The 16473-nt window shown below is 65.8% G+C and carries 14 protein-coding genes; 5 read left to right on the top strand and 9 right to left on the bottom strand.

Going from position 1 to position 16473, the window contains the following annotated elements:
- The first annotated feature begins 140 nt into the window (after nt 1-140).
- The 5 genes from FJV43_RS15850 to FJV43_RS15830 all read left to right on the top strand — a co-directional run bounded on the left by FJV43_RS15850 (nt 141) and on the right by FJV43_RS15830 (nt 2818).
- Complete coding sequence (locus FJV43_RS15850) at nt 141-872, top strand: outer membrane beta-barrel protein (RefSeq protein WP_239628354.1); 732 nt, start codon at nt 141-143, stop codon at nt 870-872.
- Between the two features lie 139 nt (nt 873-1011).
- Nucleotides 1012-1572 (top strand): RNA polymerase sigma factor, encoded by a 561-nt coding sequence (locus tag FJV43_RS15845; protein WP_239628345.1) that lies wholly within the window; start codon nt 1012-1014, stop codon nt 1570-1572.
- On the top strand, nt 1569-1997 hold the full coding sequence (locus FJV43_RS15840; protein WP_239628344.1) for a hypothetical protein: 429 nt from the start codon (nt 1569-1571) through the stop codon (nt 1995-1997). The genes FJV43_RS15845 and FJV43_RS15840 overlap by 4 nt, the downstream gene beginning before the upstream one ends.
- Nucleotides 1994-2437: a periplasmic heavy metal sensor gene (locus FJV43_RS15835; protein WP_239628342.1), complete on the top strand. Its 444-nt coding sequence runs from the start codon at nt 1994-1996 to the stop codon at nt 2435-2437. The genes FJV43_RS15840 and FJV43_RS15835 overlap by 4 nt, the downstream gene beginning before the upstream one ends.
- A 78-nt stretch (nt 2438-2515) precedes the next feature.
- Entirely contained in the window at nt 2516-2818 is a 303-nt protein-coding gene (locus FJV43_RS15830) for a hypothetical protein (RefSeq protein WP_239628339.1), read from the top strand.
- Nucleotides 2819-2927: 109 nt separating this feature from the next.
- On the opposite strand, the gene murA is transcribed toward FJV43_RS15830, so the two are convergent.
- The 9 genes from murA to dnaA all read right to left on the bottom strand — a co-directional run bounded on the left by murA (nt 2928) and on the right by dnaA (nt 15663).
- Nucleotides 2928-4220 carry a UDP-N-acetylglucosamine 1-carboxyvinyltransferase gene (murA, locus tag FJV43_RS15825; RefSeq protein ID WP_239628335.1) on the bottom strand — a complete coding sequence of 431 codons (1293 nt, stop codon included), beginning with the start codon at nt 4218-4220 and terminating at the stop codon, nt 2928-2930.
- Nucleotides 4221-4357: 137 nt separating this feature from the next.
- Nucleotides 4358-4825 carry a hypothetical protein gene (locus tag FJV43_RS15820; protein ID WP_239628333.1) on the bottom strand — a complete coding sequence of 156 codons (468 nt, stop codon included), beginning with the start codon at nt 4823-4825 and terminating at the stop codon, nt 4358-4360.
- 199 nt (nt 4826-5024) lie between these two features.
- Entirely contained in the window at nt 5025-7460 is a 2436-nt protein-coding gene (gyrB, locus tag FJV43_RS15815) for a DNA topoisomerase (ATP-hydrolyzing) subunit B (RefSeq protein ID WP_239628332.1), read from the bottom strand.
- Nucleotides 7461-7799: 339 nt separating this feature from the next.
- Nucleotides 7800-9959 (bottom strand): hypothetical protein, encoded by a 2160-nt coding sequence (locus tag FJV43_RS15810; RefSeq protein WP_239628330.1) that lies wholly within the window; start codon nt 9957-9959, stop codon nt 7800-7802.
- Nucleotides 9960-10107: 148 nt separating this feature from the next.
- Nucleotides 10108-10851, bottom strand: coding sequence for a hypothetical protein (locus FJV43_RS15805; RefSeq protein ID WP_239628329.1), 744 nt, complete (start codon nt 10849-10851; stop codon nt 10108-10110).
- A gap of 109 nt (nt 10852-10960) precedes the next feature.
- The gene (gene recF / locus FJV43_RS15800) at nt 10961-12097 is read right to left on the bottom strand and encodes a DNA replication/repair protein RecF (RefSeq protein ID WP_239628327.1); all 1137 of its coding nucleotides are present in this window, start codon (nt 12095-12097) and stop codon (nt 10961-10963) included.
- 89 nt (nt 12098-12186) lie between these two features.
- Complete coding sequence (locus FJV43_RS15795) at nt 12187-12552, bottom strand: DUF559 domain-containing protein (protein WP_239628326.1); 366 nt, start codon at nt 12550-12552, stop codon at nt 12187-12189.
- Between the two features lie 210 nt (nt 12553-12762).
- Nucleotides 12763-13881, bottom strand: coding sequence for a DNA polymerase III subunit beta (dnaN, locus tag FJV43_RS15790; RefSeq protein WP_028178123.1), 1119 nt, complete (start codon nt 13879-13881; stop codon nt 12763-12765).
- 372 nt (nt 13882-14253) lie between these two features.
- Entirely contained in the window at nt 14254-15663 is a 1410-nt protein-coding gene (gene dnaA / locus FJV43_RS15785) for a chromosomal replication initiator protein DnaA (protein WP_239628324.1), read from the bottom strand.
- Between the last annotated feature and the right edge of the window lie 810 nt (nt 15664-16473).

Here is a 16473-nt window from a genome sequence, read left to right as displayed (position 1 = left end):
TTGGCGAAGTAACGGCAAAGGAACGAGGTGGGTGGGGTCCCGCCGGAAAAAAAGCGCGCGCTGAGCGAAGGAAAGTGTGGCTTGCGCCGTATTCGTCATGTGCGGCGAACTTCCGCCGGTCTCAGATTGGGAATTTGAGCATGACAGCGCGATTTGGACTGACGCTCGCCGCGGTGATCATCGGTTCTGTCGTGGGTGCTGGCCAAGTCGCGGCGGCCGATCTGCGGCTGCCTGTCTCACCCCCACCGCAAGCCCAGGCCGCGTCAGCGGCTCTCTTGAGCTGGGCCGGGCCCTATTTCGGCGTCCAGGCCGGCTATCTGTCGGGCCGCTCCGAGGTCTCGTTTCCGGCCACCGGTGAATTTCACTTCATGGATCCGAAGGGAGCCACGGTAGGCGCCACGGCCGGCTTCTCCGCGCAATGGGGCCGGATCGTCGCCGGCATCGAGGGCGATGTGAACTTCGTCGATGCGCGCGCGACCATCGATATCGGCTTTGCGCCGACCCCCGCCGTCACGCAGCTACAATCCGCCGTCAACTGGAATAGCCATCTGCGTGGGCGCATCGGCTACGCTTTCGACCGGACGCTGCTGTTCGCCAGCGGCGGCCTTGCAATCGCAGGCGTCGAGAGCAAGGCGTTCGACAATGCGAGCGGCACGGTTGCGAACTGGAGCGACACCCGAATCGGCTGGTCGATCGGAGCGGGCGCGGAATTCCGCTTCGCCCGGCCGGCGTCGCTCCGGCTCGAATATCTCTATGACAATTACGGATCAAAGACGCTCGGAGCACAGACGGTCGGGGCGACCGCTTTCGGTGAGCGCGAATCCACGCTCGATACGCATACCGTTCGAGCCGGCGTGTATTGGCGCTTTTGACCGGGGCGATCGCGGCTTGTTGCCGCAGGTGTCTCAATTGAAGCGGCGGTGCGTCCCGGCAATGCGGCATATCTCTCCCGGCCGGGACCGGCGCGCACTCCGCAGCAACGATGGCCGCAGGCCAGGGCAACAGATCGAGATGATGGAAGAGCCATCGGACGAGGCCTTGATGGTGGAGGTTTCGGCGCGGCGGCAGCATGCGTTTCGTATCCTCATGCGGCGTCACATGCCGCGGGCGCTGCGGGTCGCGGAGCGGATCGTCCGCGATCCGGTCGAGGCCGATGACATCGGCCAGGAGGCGTTCATGCGCGTCTGGACTCACGCGGCTTCGTTCGATCCGCAGGTTGCGAAATTCACGACCTGGCTCTACCGCATCGTCCTCAACCTGACGTTCGACCGCACGAGGCGCCGTACGTTCCAGCCGCTCGATGCGGCTGGTGATGTGCCCGATACGGGGCCGCACGCGGTCGAGCGGCTGATCGCCGATGAGGAATTCCGCCTTCTCAACCGCGCAATGCTCGGACTGTCGGACCGTCAGCGCGGCGCGATCGCGCTCTTCCACATGGAGGGATTGAGCGGCGAGGAGGCGGCGAAGGCGATGAACCTCAGCGCCAAGGCGTTCGAATCGCTGCTGGGCCGCGCCCGCACGGCGCTCAAGGCAAATGTTCAGAAAATACAGGACACGGGGAGCTACGCATGACGCCCGATCAGTTCAGACGATTGGCCGAGACGTGGGGAGGCGATGTCGAGCGCTGGCCCGCGGCAACGCGAGAGGCCGCGCGGCGACTTGCGGCGAGTGCGGAAGGGGCTGCCGTCCTGGATCGGCAGGCGCGCCTCGACCGCCTCCTTGCGGTCACCCCGAAGATCGAGACGGAAAGGGTGGATCGTTCAAGCTTGCTTGTGCTGCAAAGACTGGCCGCGATGCCGCAGCAGCATCGGCCGCCATGGCATCGCCGCCTGCTGCGCTGGCCGGCTCTCGTTCCCGCCGCAAGCCTCGCCTGCTCCGTGATGGTGGGCGTGTGGCTGGCGGGGGCGATTCCCTATGTTCATCCGTCGTCGGACCCCTTGTCCGTCGTGAGCGGCGTCTTCGACGTCTACGCAATCGGTTTTGGATCGGTGCAATGAAGTTCTGGCGAGAATCGTCCACTCCCTTGCGAGCGCTCGTGCTGCTGTCGCTCTGCCTCAACGTCATCCTGCTCACCTATGTCTCGGTGCAATGGCTGCAGCCCGGCGGCCTCGTGCCGGGCGCGGGCCTGCCGCTCCGGATGATCGAGCGTGTGGCCGAGAGATTGCCGAAGGAAGACGCAGAGATCCTGTGGAGCATCTATCAGGGCAAGGAGGCCGAACTGCTGCCTCTCCAGACCGAGTACCGGCATGCGCTGATGAAGGCCATGAAGACCGCGGCACAGACGAATCTGGACAGGGCCGAGCTGGAAGCGGCCGTGAAGGACGCCCGCGACAAGCGGCTGAAGATAGGTGACCTCGTCGTCGCAACCTTCGTCGAGATGCTGGAGCGAATTTCACCGAAAGGACGCCGCCAACTCGTCGGCGGCTATTTTCGCTGAGTCTGGCAGGGTGAACGAGGGATTCGGTCCGTCCAGACGTATCACCTACATCGATGTCTGCGAATTGGTGGAGATGACATGGTGCAACGATTTGGCAGGACGGCAAGCGGACCGGCGGTGAGTTTCTCGCGGCGAGCTCCCGTCTATGTGCGTGCGGCTCTTGCGGCCGCGAGCTTGATCGCACTTCTGGTGCTGTTTCTTTCGCAAGCTTCCGCGCAGGACGCGCGGAGCGAGGCAAAGCAGGCCTGCAAGGCGGACTATTCGCGCCTCTGCGCGGGAACGATGCCAGGCGGCGGCCGCATTCGCAAATGCCTCGGGGACAATTACGCGAGCTTGTCGGCGGCCTGCAAACAGGCGTTCGACGCGAACCCGCCAAAATAGGGTGGCGGGCTGAGCATGATCCGGAAGAGTGCGCAGCGGTCGTCCGAAAGGATCATGCTCGAACGACGACCCAAGGCGCGATCACGATCCGTCCCGATCGCATCGCGCTTCAGGCACGCGCCGGCACGCGCGTGATCCTCGCCCCAAGCGTGTTCAGCCGTTCCTCGATGCGCTCATAGCCGCGCTCGATCTGGTCGGCGTTGTTGATGGTCGAGGTGCCCTCGGCGCACACCGCGGCGAGCAGCATCGCCATGCCGGCGCGAATGTCCGGCGACGTCATCGTCGCGCCGTGCAGGCGGCTGGGGCCGGCGATGATGGCGCGGTGCGGGTCGCACAATACGATGCGGGCGCCCATCGCGATCAGCTTGTCGACGAAGAACATCCGCGATTCGAACATCTTCTCGAACATCAGGATCACGCCCTCGCATTGCGTGGCGGTGACGATCGCGATCGACATCAGATCGGCCGGGAACGCCGGCCAGGGCTGGTCCTCCAGCTTGGGCACATGGCCGCCGAAATCGTCCTGGATCTTCAGCGTCTGGTTCGAGGGCACGATGAGATCGTCGCCCTCGACGCGGCAGACGATGCCGAGCCGCTCGAAACCCATGCGGATCGAGCGCAGATGCTCGATGCCGGCGCGCGTGATGCGCAGCGGCGAGCGCGTCACCGCGGCAAGGCCGATCAGCGAGCCGACCTCGATGTGGTCGGGCTGGATCCGGTAAGTCGTTTCCCCCAGCGTCGCCGGCCCGTGCACGATCATGGTGTTGGTGCCGATGCCTTCGATCCTGGCGCCGAGCGCGACCAGGAAATTGGCGAGGTCCTGCACATGCGGCTCGGAGGCAGCGTTGCGCAAATAGGTGACGCCGTCGGCGGCGACCGCCGCGACCAGCGCATTCTCGGTCGCGGTGACGCTGGGCTCGTCAAGGAACACGTCCGCGCCAGCGAGCTTGGGCGCGCGGAATTCCAGCCGGTCGGTCGCGGTGACCTTTGCTCCCAGCTGCTCCAGCGCCAGCACATGGGTGTCGAGCCGGCGCCGGCCGATGACGTCGCCGCCGGGCGGCGGCAGCATCACTTCGCCGCAGCGCGCGAGCAGGGGCCCCGCGAGCAGGATCGAGGCGCGAATGCGCACGCAGAGCTCGGGGTCGAGATCGGCGGCGCGGATGCTCTTGGCGTGAATCACCAGCGTGTTGCGGGCGGTCCATTCCGCCGACGCGCCGACCGAGCGGATCAGCTCGACCAGCGTCTCGGTGTCGCGGATCCGCGGCACGTTGTGGAGCGTCACCGGATGCTCGGTGAGCAGCGCGGCAGCGATGATCGGCAGCGCCGAGTTCTTGTTGCCGGACGGCTCGATTGAGCCCGAGAGCCGGTGACCGCCCTCGACGATGTATTGGATGGGCGCCACTTGGTCTCTCGCTGTCCTGTCGTGGTGGGTGGGCTGCTTCGGGGGCGGAAACTACCGAGAATTGAGCAGGGTAGCAATTCTGCACTTGTCGCGGCCGTGGGTCGCTGCTGGGCCGAAGAGGCCCGCTGCACCGGCGTTTAGAACAAGCCGATGATATTCGCCACCACATAAAGGATCACGATCAGCATCAAGACGCCCATCGCCAGGAAGGAGATCTCGATGGCGATGGCGCCGGCCCCCAGTGCGGCTGCCACGCCGGGCAGCAGCCTCTCTTCGCGAAACACCAGGGCGAGAACCGAGAACAGGATGGCGAGCAGGCCGAGCGAGATCGCGCCGATGGAGGATGCCTCCCTCAACTGGCGCCCCGTCGATTTCTCGCGCGGCGGCGCTTGATATTCGACGCCTTTGACACGCGCGATCAGGCGGTCCTTCAGGCGGTGACCGGTGTCGACAATCACCTTGTCGGCCGGCGGCGGCGGATAGAGCACCGGCACGACCCAGTGCGGCAGGACGGCCGCGATCAGTGCCAGCATCCCGACGATGCTGCCGATCACGCCGAGACGGCGGGAGGCCGGGGTGGAGCTGGTCGCTGCGGAGATGGTCATGACGTGGCGCTTCCCGGCCGGAACTGGCGCTGCGGCTTCATGCCACTTCGTCGCGACGGCGGCGGGTGAGGTTCAGCCGAAGTGCACCCACATCGTCATGGCCGGGCTTGTCCCGGCCATCCACGCCTTGCCGCGCGGATTGAAGAACATGGATGCCCGGGACAAGCCCGGGCATGACGACCATCCAATTCCAAAGGCCTCAGATATCGATCGTCGCGCTGAGCGAATGCTCCTGGATGAAGTCGCGGCGCGGCTCGACCACGTCGCCCATCAGCTTGGTGAAGATGTCGTCGGCCTCGTCGACCTCCTTGACCTTCACCTGGAGCAGCGAACGCGCGTCGGTGTTGAGCGTGGTCTCCCAGAGCTGCTCCGGGTTCATCTCGCCGAGACCTTTGTAGCGCTGCAGCGTGACGCCCTTGCGGCCGGCGTCGGTGACGGCCTCGAACAGATCGACCGGACCGTAGACCATGTGCTCGACGTCCTTCCGCCGCAGCTTGCCGGGGCGGGCATAGACGTCCTGAAGCTTCACTGTGTACTCGTCGAGCTTGCGCGCCTCCGCGGACCCCAGGAAGGCGGCGTCGATGACGGCGGCTTCCTTGACCCCGCGCACGGTGCGTTCGAACTGGAAGCCCTGGCCTTCCACATATTGCCCGACCCAGCCGCGCTCGACCTCCTCCGCCTGGTTGTCCAGCCGGCCCGCGATGTATTGCGCGGCCGCCGCAGCCTTCTCCGGATCGCCGTAGATCGCCTTGTTCAGCACGCCGGTGATGGCGGCCTGCTCGATCACCTTGCGGTTGTAGCGGCTGTGCAGATTGCGCAAGACGCCGCGGACGGAGCGGGCATCGTCGACCAGCGAACGCAGGTCGCGGCCGGTGCGATCGCCGCCGGTGCCGGGAACGAAGACGCAGTCGTCAAGTCCGGTGTCGATCAGATAGTCTTCCAGTGCCCGTTCGTCCTTCAGGTACTGCTCGGACTTGCCTCTGCTGACCTTGTAGAGCGGCGGCTGGGCGATATAGAGATAGCCGCCGTCGATGATTTCGCGCATCTGGCGATAGAAGAAGGTGAGCAGCAGCGTGCGGATGTGGGCGCCGTCGACGTCGGCGTCCGTCATCACGATGATCTTGTGATAGCGCAGCTTCTCGATCGAGAATTCGTCGCTGATGCCGGTGCCGAGCGCGGTGATCAACGTGCCGATCTGCTCCGACGAGAGCATCTTGTCGGGACGGACGCGTTCGACGTTGAGGATCTTGCCGCGCAGCGGCAGCACCGCCTGGAATTCGCGGTTGCGGCCCTGCTTGGCGCTGCCGCCTGCCGAGTCGCCCTCGACGATGAAGAGTTCGGACTTGGCCGGATCCTTTTCCTGGCAGTCGGCGAGCTTGCCGGGCAGCGAGGAGACGGAAAGCGGGCTCTTGCGGGTCAGCTCGCGCGCTTTTCGCGCAGCTTCACGGGCCGCCGCCGCCTGGATCACCTTGCCGACGATCATCCTGGCTTCGCTCGGGTGCTCCTCGAACCAGGCCTGAAGCGCCTCGTTGAGGACGTTCTCGACCACGGGGCGCACTTCCGAGGACACCAGCTTGTCCTTGGTCTGCGACGAGAATTTCGGATCGGGCACCTTCACCGACAGAACGGCGGTGAGACCTTCGCGGCAGTCATCGCCGGTCAGCGCGATCTTTTCCTTCTTGGCGTTGGCCTCGGCATAGCCGTTGACCTGGCGCGTCAGCGCGCCGCGGAAGCCGGCGAGATGGGTGCCACCGTCGCGCTGCGGGATGTTGTTGGTGAAGCACAGCACGTTCTCGTGGTAGCTGTCGTTCCACCACAGCGCGGCCTCGACGCCGATGCCGTTGGCTTCCGAGCGCACCATGATCGGCGCCGGCACGATCGCCTTCTTGTTGCGGTCGAGATATTTGACGAACTCCTCGACGCCGCCGGAATAGTGCATCTCCTCGCGCTTCTCGACCGCATGACGCATGTCGGAGAGGACGATGTTGACGCCGGAATTGAGGAAGGCGAGCTCGCGCAGGCGGTGCTCGAGCGTGGCAAAATCGTATTCGATGTTCTTGAACGTCTCGGTCGAGGCCAGGAACGTCACCTCGGTGCCGCGCCTGCCCGGCGCGTCGCCGACCACCTTTAGCGGTGCGACGGCATCGCCATGGGCGAACTCGATATAGTGCTCCTTGTTGTCGCGCCAGATGCGCAGGCCGAGCTTGCTCGACAGCGCGTTGACGACGGAGACGCCGACGCCGTGCAGGCCGCCGGAGACCTTGTAGGAGTTCTGGTCGAACTTACCGCCGGCGTGCAGCTGGGTCATGATCACCTCGGCCGCCGAGATGCCTTCGCCCTTGTGGATGTCGACGGGAATGCCGCGGCCGTCATCGCGCACGGTGACGGAATTGTCGGAATTGAGGATCACTTCGACTCGCGTGGCATGGCCCGCGAGCGCTTCGTCGATCGCGTTGTCGACGACCTCGTAGACCATGTGGTGCAGGCCCGAGCCGTCATCGGTGTCGCCGATATACATGCCCGGGCGCTTGCGGACGGCGTCCAGACCCTTGAGCACGCGGATCGATTCCGCCCCGTATTCGCTCGCGGTAGAGGGCTCGTTTTCGGCAGCAGGCTGCCGAGCAGGTTCTGTCATGAGAGGCCTTCGAGATGTCGCCCGAATCAGCGGCGCAAAAGGCGCTGATTTGCGGGGCTATTTGTGCCACGAAAGACCGCTTGCGCCTAGCGCAAAGTATCTCCCGGCAACCCTTTGAACAGATGGGGTTTTTAGGCCGATTTTCAAGGCTTTTGAAGGGCGATTTCCGGCACTGCAAAAAGCGCGATTCGAGGGCTCGTTTCGGGTCTTGCAGGACGTGGATTTTGCGGGTCGGGAACGGTGGTTCCGGGGTCTTGGTGAAGTTGGTCGGGTCACCCGGCTCGGTGCTTCCTCTCCCGCCTGCCAGCGGGAGAGGGAGCGCGCCGGCTTGGTGCAGCCTCAGTACATCTGAAGCGGCAGCACGTCCCCGCTCGGCCCCACCAGGAGGCCCCAGGCCTCGCCGGCGGCGACGGTCAGCGCTTCGGTGCGGGCCGGCCGTCCAGGCAGGCGCAGCGCGTATTGGTACTTGCCGGGCGGCAGGTCGAGCATCGGGCCTTTCGGCGATTGCGGGCCGCCGGCGCCGGCCACGATCTTCACCGTCTGCTTGTTGATCGTCAGCGAGGCTTCGCTGGATCCCATGTTTCCGAGCATAAGCCGCGCCTGGCCTGCCTTCGGCATGATGTCGGCCTTGGCCGCGGCATCCGAATTCTTCTGCGCCAGATTGACCGTGGTCTCGCCTTTGGCGCGGCCGAGCTTGAGCACGGCCGGGCCTTGTGGCGAGGTGAAGTCGATCTGCGCGCGTTCTGCGGACACAGTCGCGCCGTCGGTCTTCTCCTGCCAGCCGAGCCTGGACAGCTCCGCACGGTAGAAGGCGAGGACGTCGCCGAGCGGTGCCGGGATGCTGGCCGTCAGCTCGCGGCGGAACGGCGCCTCGTTGCCCGGCATCTTTGTAGTGGCGAACGATTTCGACGAACGCTGTGTCGGCACGGGCAGTTGGGAGTCGGGATCGGGCTTGAGCGGCTCGGACGATTTGGCCTGCACCTCCACCTCTGCGCCGGGCGCAGGCTTGGCCGCTTCCGTCACCAGGCCCGATCCATTGGCGCGGACATTCACCTTCGGACCCATCTGCATCACGGTCATCGAGATCGACTTGCCGCCCCTGGAGAACGTCATCACCGCCATGTTGGGCTGGTTGATGACGGAGGGCTGCTCCTTCCAGCCCGAGCTCTTCAGCGTCGTGCGGTAGAACGTGCTGAGCGCCTTCACGGTCGACGTGGACGAGAATTCGAGCCGGCCGCCGCCGCCCTCGAACGTCACGCCCTCGGCGGTCTCGGGCAGCGGCACCGGCGTCTTGTTGTCGGCGCGCGCATTGGGCGGCGCATCGGACAGGGAGGTCGCCTGCGCCTTGCGCCGGGCCTCATCAGCGGCAATGAGCTGCTGGGCCGCGCCCAACGCATCGCCAAGGAATTTTTCGTCGGCCTCCTTCTTCGCCTTGGCGCGGGCGGCAAGCGCGGAGTCCTTCACCTGCGCGGTCAGGCTGATCATGGTGAAATCGTACTTGCGGCCGAGCCGCAGCACGGCGGTTTCCTCTGCCGAGGAAATCCTGATCGCGACCTCGTCGCCGGGTGCGAGCGGCGCGCTGCCATCCTCCTGCCAGCCACGCGCGGCGAGCTCGCGACGATAGAAGGCGAGCACGGCAGCCAGCTCCGCCATTGCGGACGCCGACATCTCGCGCTTGTCGGAGCTCGCGCTGCCGAGACTCCTTGCCGATTTGGTCGGCTTGGGCCGCGGCAGCCCGGCCATGTCGTCGTCGGCCTCGAGCTCTTGGGGCAGCGCGAACGGCGCCACCCTGATCTCGACATGGGTGCGGCCGTCGTCGCGGCGCATCAAGGTCAGCATCACCGGCTTTTGGTAGAGGTGCGTCGCGTCGCGATCGGGGTGGTCGTAGAACGCGCGCACGCCGTTCGGGATGGTTTCGCCGAGATCGGCGTTCGGCCAGCGCGCCGCCGTCGCGGGCGTGAGCTTGCGCCAGCCGATCGCCGCCATTTCCTTCGCGAAGAACTCCGACGTCGCATCGAGCGCGCCGGGCGCGATGCAGCCGAGATAGGGCCGGGTCTCGTCGAACACGAGGTCCGTCGCGCCGTCCGGAAAGGGTACGTTCGCATAGATCCGGTTCGGCGTGTAGAACACCGCGGATTGATCGGGGCGCCCGCGCTCCTGCGTGAAGGAGACGCGCAGCCCCTGCCGTCCCTTCTTGAAGGTCAACGCGGCGCTCTTCTCATCCAGCGGATACACATAGGGCACCCAGCCGTCCGCGCTCAGCAGCTTCTTCGTCGCTTCCGCCGCGGCGGCAACCCCGGTCGGCACGGTGTACGTCACACGGTAGGTGTCCGGGCGCGAGGTATCCTCCACCGCGCCGTCCAGCCGCGGCAGGGTATGGACGTCGACGATGCCTTCGTCGGCTGCGCTCGCGGGATGTGGGGCGCTCGCCATCGCGAGAACGCACGCGAGCAGCAGCCATCTTGCCGGGGCTTGCGCCCCGCGCCGGATCATCGGCATCGTCAAAGCTCCGGATTTGGGCGCGGCTTCATGTCCGCGCAATTGCAGGCGGCGACACCATCGGCGCGGCCTCGGACAAGAAGTCGCTGCAGGAACTGGCCAGGTTCAACGGGCGGCGCAGGAGCTGCGCGGTGTGCGCAGGCAGGTCTCAATACAGCTGGAGCGGCGGCCACGCCTCGCCGTCGCGTCCGACCGTGAGCTCCCAGGTATCGCCAGCCGTGACGGTGAGCATGTTCGTGGTGGCCGGACGGCCCGGCACGCTCAGTGCGTAGGGATATTTGCCGGGCACGAGGTCCAGCGCGACGGCGTTGGCGCCGGCGGGGCGCGGGATGGTCCGCTCGCTGATCTCGAGCACGGCTTCGTTCTCGCCGATGTTGCTGAACACCAGCTTCGCCTGGCCGGGTTCGGGCAGGACGTTTGCCCGGGTCGCGACATCGGAATTCTTCTGCACGAGATGCACCGCGGTGCTGCCGCCATTGCGATCGAGCTCCAGCGTTGCCGGCCCGATCGGGGAGACGAAGGCGAGGCGCGCGCGATCGGCGGTGACCATCGCGTCTTCCTGCCGTTCCTGCCAACCGAGCTTTCGAAGCTCGGTTCGATAGAAGGCGAGGACGTCGCCGAGCGCTGCGGGCACGCGGGCTTCGAGCCTGGTCCGGAGCGGCTCTTCAATGCCGGGCATCACGGTGGTGTGGATCCCGCGATAGCTGTAGCGGGTCGGCGCAGGCAGCCTGGCAGCGGGATCGAGCGTGAGCGCGGCCGAGAACAGCGGCGGCAGATTCGACACGAAGGCGCCGGCGCTGGCCGCGAGCAGGCAGCTCGCGAAGAGAGCGAGGCCGCACGCAACAAGCTGCCATCGTGCCGGAGCTTGCGCCCCACGCCCCACCGTCGCCATGCTCATGCTCCAAGGATATCGCGCGCGTCTGAAATCCTGCGCGATGGCCGCCTCTGGCAGCCACATGCAGCTAGTCGCGGCCTGAAACGGGCGGGTTCAATGTGGCGGCCTACCTTCGCGCCGAGACTCGTCCGCTCTCGACGTCAAAGACTTCGCCGCCCGCGCCGATCTCGGCGAACGCGGCAGGATCCGCACCGGTCAGCCACACCTGCGCGCCGAGCTTCTTCAGCTCCTCGAACAGCGCCGCACGGCGGCTCGGATCGAGATGCGCGACCACCTCGTCGAGCAGCAGCAGCGGCACGATGCCGGTCATCTCGGCGACCAGCGTCGCATGTGCCAGCACGAGGCCGATCAGGAGCGCCTTCTGCTCGCCGGTGGAGGCATCGCGCGCCGGCATGCTCTTGGGCGCATAGACGACCTGCAGGTCGGTGAGATGCGGGCCGTCGGTGGTGCGGCCGGCGATGGCATCGCGCGGGCGGTTGTCGCGCAGGATCTGGCGGTAGCGATCCTCGACCGAGGTCGCGGTCTCCGTCAGCAGTGCGTTCTCCATCCAGCCGTCGAGCGCGATCTGCGCCGAGGGAAAGGCGGATTCCTGCGCGCGCGCGTTGAGCATGCCGGTGAGCCTTGCCGCGGTCTGGCCGCGCGTTGCCGCCACCGCGACCGCGAGCTCCGCGGTCTCGCGCTCGATCGCGTCACACCAATGGTCGTCGTAATTGCGCGTCTCCAGCAGACGGTTGCGCGAGCGCAGCGAGCGCTCGAGTGCGTTGATGCGGCTGGAATGCTCGCTGTCGATCGCGAGCACGAGGCGGTCGAAGAAGCGCCGCCGTTCGGAGGCTGCGCCCATGAACAGCCCGTCCATCGACGGCGTCAGCCACACCATGCGGATGTGGTCGCCGAAGGCGCTGGCAGAACCCACTGGCTCGCGGTCGATGCGGCAGCGCCGGCTCACCGAGCTGTCAGCGCGCGGCGCGTCGATGCCGGTGCCGAGCGTCGCAAGCCCCAGCGCGCCCTCGACCTGCACCGACACCGCCCATGAGCCGTCGCCCTGGTTGTCGGCGACGTCTTCCAGCGTCGCGCGGCGCAGGCCCCGCCCCGGCGACAGGAACGAGATCGCCTCGATGCAATTGGTCTTGCCTGCCCCGTTCGGCCCGACCAGCGCCACCATGTCAGCCGCCGTCTCGAGCCCCGCCGCCCGATAATTGCGAAAATGCGTCAGCGTCAGGCGATGAATGCGGGAGGGGGTCATGGTCTCTTCGTCATGGACGCGACTCTTCCCCTCTCCCCTTGTGGGAGAGGGTGGCGCCTCACGCAGTGAGGCGACGGGTGAGGGGTATCTTACCGCGCGCCGAGCTTTGCAAGGATATCCTCCAATACAGAAGCGGGCTGTTGCAGCACGTCGTTGTTCCAATAGCGCAATGTCCAAAACCCGTCGGCAGCAAGCGTCGCTTCGCGCGTCGCATCTCGCTGCGATTCCGCATGTTGGCTTCCGTCGATCTCGATCACGAGGCGTCTCTCGAAGCAGACGAAATCGAGGATGTAGTTCTTGAACGGGACCTGTCGGCGAAACTTGAAAGTGGAGAGCCGACGATGCCTCAACACGCGCCACATCGCAGCTTCAGCATCCGTCGGCTCATGTCGCATGTTCTTCGCGAACTGGCGGAGACGCTTGGCGACTGGTCGATGGGATGGCTCCTGCGGCACGAACCCCTCACCCGATTGAGCTTGTATCCGCCAGCGGAGATGCCCTCTCCCACAAGGGGAGAGGGTACAACAACCTGCGTCGCGCTTGTTGCGACAGGGAAAGCTGTAGCTTCACCCTCTCCCCTTGTGGGAGAGGGTGGCTTCGCGTAGCGAAGCCGGGTGAGGGGTTGTCTCCGCGCGCAAGGTGTCGCGAGAGGAGCAACATGTTCCTCACACCCGCATCGGCATCAGCACGTACAGGGCGCTCTTGTCGTCGCGGTCCTGCACCAGGGTGGGCGAACCGGGGTCGGCGAGCCTCAAGGTTGCGACGTCGCCTTCGATCTGGGCGGCGATGTCGAGGAGGTAGCGAGAGTTGAAGCCGATATCGAGGGCGTCGGAGGCGTATTCGACCTCGAGCTCCTCGGTCGCGCTGCCGGAATCCGGGTTGGTCACCGACAGCACCAGCTTGCCCGGCGACAGCGACAGTTTCACCGCCCGCCCGCGCTCGCTGGAGATCGTGGAGACGCGGTCGACCGCGTTCTCGAAATCCTTCTTGTCGACGACGAGCTCCTTGTCGTTGTTCTGCGGGATGACGCGGCCGTAATCGGGGAAGGTGCCGTCGATCAGCTTCGAGGTCAGCACGACGTTACCGATGGTGAAGCGGATCTTGGCCTGCGACAGCTCGATCGTCATCTCGGCGTCGGTATCCTCGATCAGGCGCTGCACCTCGCCGACGGTCTTGCGCGGCACGATCACGCCGGGCATGCCCTCGGCGCCCTTGGGCTGCACCAGGTCGAGCTGGGCGAGGCGGTGGCCGTCGGTGGCGACGCCGCGCAGGGTGGCGGCCTTCGGCGTGCCGGCGGCGTGCAGATAGATGCCGTTGAGGTAGTAGCGTGTCTCCTCGGTGGAGATCGCGAACTGGGTGCGGTCGATCAGCCGCTTGACGTCCTTGGCGGCGAGCGAGAAGGAGTGCGACATGTCGCCTGCGGCCAGATCCGGGAAATCGTTCTCCGGCAGCGTCTGCAGCGTGAAGCGCGAGCGGCCGGCGCGGATCGCCAGCACGGCGCGGTCGCCGTCGGCTTCCAGCACGATCTGCGAGCCATCGGGCAGCTTGCGCACGATGTCGTAGAACATGTGGGCCGGCACGGTGGTGGAACCGGCGGTCGCGGTTTCCGCCGGCAGCGTCTCCGTCACCTCGAGGTCGAGGTCGGTCGCCTTCAGCGACAATTTCGCGTTCTCGGCGCGAACCAGCACGTTGCCGAGGATGGGAATCGTGTTGCGGCGCTCGACCACGCGGTGGACATGGCCCAGCGACTTCAGGAGTTGCGCGCGTTCGACCGTAACCTTCATTGCACTACTCGCCCGATCCCCAAGGAAAACACAGCGTTGAGACGGCCGGGCGGCAGGACGCGCGCCACGGCACCGAAGACCCCGAGAAGCCGGATCCAGCCGATATGACCAAAGCCTTCAGGGTCGCGCAAGGTGGCTCGGATGGCCCCCGGATTCAAGGGATCGGAGGCAGTTCCCCACGATTTACAGGCAGTTTCGGCTGTCTCAAGCCGTCATGCCCGGGCTTGTCCCGGGCATCCACGTTCTTGGTGCCGCAGGGAAGGGCGTGGATGGCCGGGACAAGCCCGGCCATGACGCTGGGGCCGCCGGTGTGCGCGAGCCTCCTCGACGATTGACCCGCCGCAGGCGGGGAGAGGCCAAAGAAGTAGGCCCTTACTCCTGGAGCTGGCGCTTCAGCGACTCGACCTCTTCCGACAGCGCGGTGTCCTTGGAGACCAGTGCCTCGATCTTGCGCACCGCGTGCAGCACGGTGGTGTGGTCGCGTCCGCCGAAGCGGCGGCCGATCTCGGGCAGCGAGCGCAAGGTCAGCGTCTTGGCGAGATACATCGCCACCTGGCGCGGGCGGACCACGTTGGCGGTGCGGCGCGAGGACAACAGGTCGGAGCGGCTGACATTGTACTGCCGCGCCACCACGCGCTGGATGTCCTCGATCTTGATCCGCTTCGGCTCCTGCGGCCGGACCAGATCGCGCACCTCGTGCTCCGCCATCTCCAGCGTCACCGGCCGGTTGTTGAGCTTGGAATGCGCGAGCAGACGGTTGATCGCCCCTTCGAGGTCGCGGCCGTTATGAGTGATGGTGCGCGCAAGATAGTGCAGCACCTCCTCGGGCACTTCGAACGTCGCATGATGGGCGCGGGCAGCTGCGACGCGCGACTTGAGGATGCCGTGGCGCAGCTCCTCGCCGAGCGAGCCCATCTCGACCACGAGCCCGCCTGCGAGACGCGAGCGCACGCGGTCATCGAGGCTTTCGAGGTCGGACGGCGGACGGTCGGCAGCGATCACGACCTGGCGGCCGGCGTCAATCAGCGCGTTCAGCGTGTGGCAGAATTCGGCCTGCGTCGACTTGCCCTGCAGGAACTGCAGATCGTCGATCACGAGCACGTCGATGCCGCGCAGCGCTTCCTTGAAGGCCAGCGCCGTCTGCGTCTTCAGCGCGGCGACGAAGCCGTACATGAATTTTTCGGCGGTGAGATAAAGCACCTTGCGCTCGTTGCCGGAATTGCCGGCCCAGGTTACCGCCTGGAGCAGGTGCGTCTTGCCGAGGCCGACGCCGGCATGGATGTAGAGCGGGTTGAACATCACGGGGTCGCCGCGGCGACCTTCGGCGACCTGGCGCGCGGCCGCATGCGCCAGCGTGTTGGAGCGGCCGACGACGAAGCTCGCAAAGGTCAGGCGCGGATCGAGCGGCGAGCCGCCGAGCGCGTCGTGATTGGCCGAGACCGGCGCGGTCGCGGTCGAGCGCAGCTCCGGCGTCGGCGCGCGGCGCGCCTCGACCGGCGCGGGCACTTCCTTCGTTTGCACCACCGGGCGCACGGCGGAGCGAACGGTGAGATCGATGCGATGCACCTCCGGCATCTCGGCCTGCCAGCACGACAGCACGCGCTCGGCATAGTGGGCCTGGATCCAGCTCTTCAGGAAACGCGTCGGCACCGAGAGCCGCACGCTCTCCTCCTGCACGCCCTCCAGATCCATGCGTGCAAACCAGCTCGTGTAAACGTCCTCGCCAACGCTCGAGCGCAGCCGACCCTTCACGCGTGACCAGCGATCCTGTTCCATTGTCATCGTCAGAAAACTTCTCTCGAGAGATATAGTTGCGTTGTGAGCGCCATGCAGGGTTCCTGCCACGGTCCCTGAAGTGGCGCGACCTCAAGCGAGTCCATCGTCAGGCACAGCTCGACCGTTCGGCGCGGACGCCGCAAGTCAGATCAGCGATGTCTGGGGATGGAGGGGTCGCGAGGTCAGCGCGTACTCGGCGCTTCGTCACACGCGGGAGGCTGGAGATCCGACGGAGCTGGAACGGCATCGTTGGAATAGAAAACGTGCTTCAATACCGCGTTGAGTCCGTAAGACATGATACCTCCCCGTCCTGCCGTGATCACTCACGACAAGGTCCTGCGTGTCCTTAAGACAACCGCGCCGTACTCCTGTCGCGGATGCCTGCCCAATGTTCTGGTCGTCCGCTCGACTTCGCCCCCTTGCGTGCCGGGGTAGCATTGCGATGTCTCTCATATTGTGCGCCGGGCGCGAGCGAGAAGATCCCGCTTGGAGACATTCAGACAAACAGCTACCATTCCCATACTGCTATGGGTTTTGAACCGACATCGCTTGTTGAAGCGTCGCCTACGTGCACACCGCCGCCGATTTGCACGTTCGCCCCGTTTCCTAAACCGCACTGGTCTGAAGATCGTGGGCGCCGCTGACGGCTTAAGGAATACACTAAGCGGAAAGACTCGCAACGAAATTGATTCACACTTGAGGCGTCAAAAAACTTGACCTCGGTTAACGCCGCGCGAGAGTTGTTCACAGGCTCCGAAGCAAGTTTTTGAATCCGTGCACAGAATCGAGAATGTCGCGCATCGTGTGACAATTTTC

This window comes from Bradyrhizobium sp. I71 (genome assembly GCF_022354745.1).
GTDB classification, from domain to species: domain Bacteria; phylum Pseudomonadota; class Alphaproteobacteria; order Rhizobiales; family Xanthobacteraceae; genus Bradyrhizobium; species Bradyrhizobium liaoningense.
The sequence above is the reverse complement of the archived record's forward strand: the minus strand, read 5'-3'. Positions and strand labels throughout refer to the sequence as shown.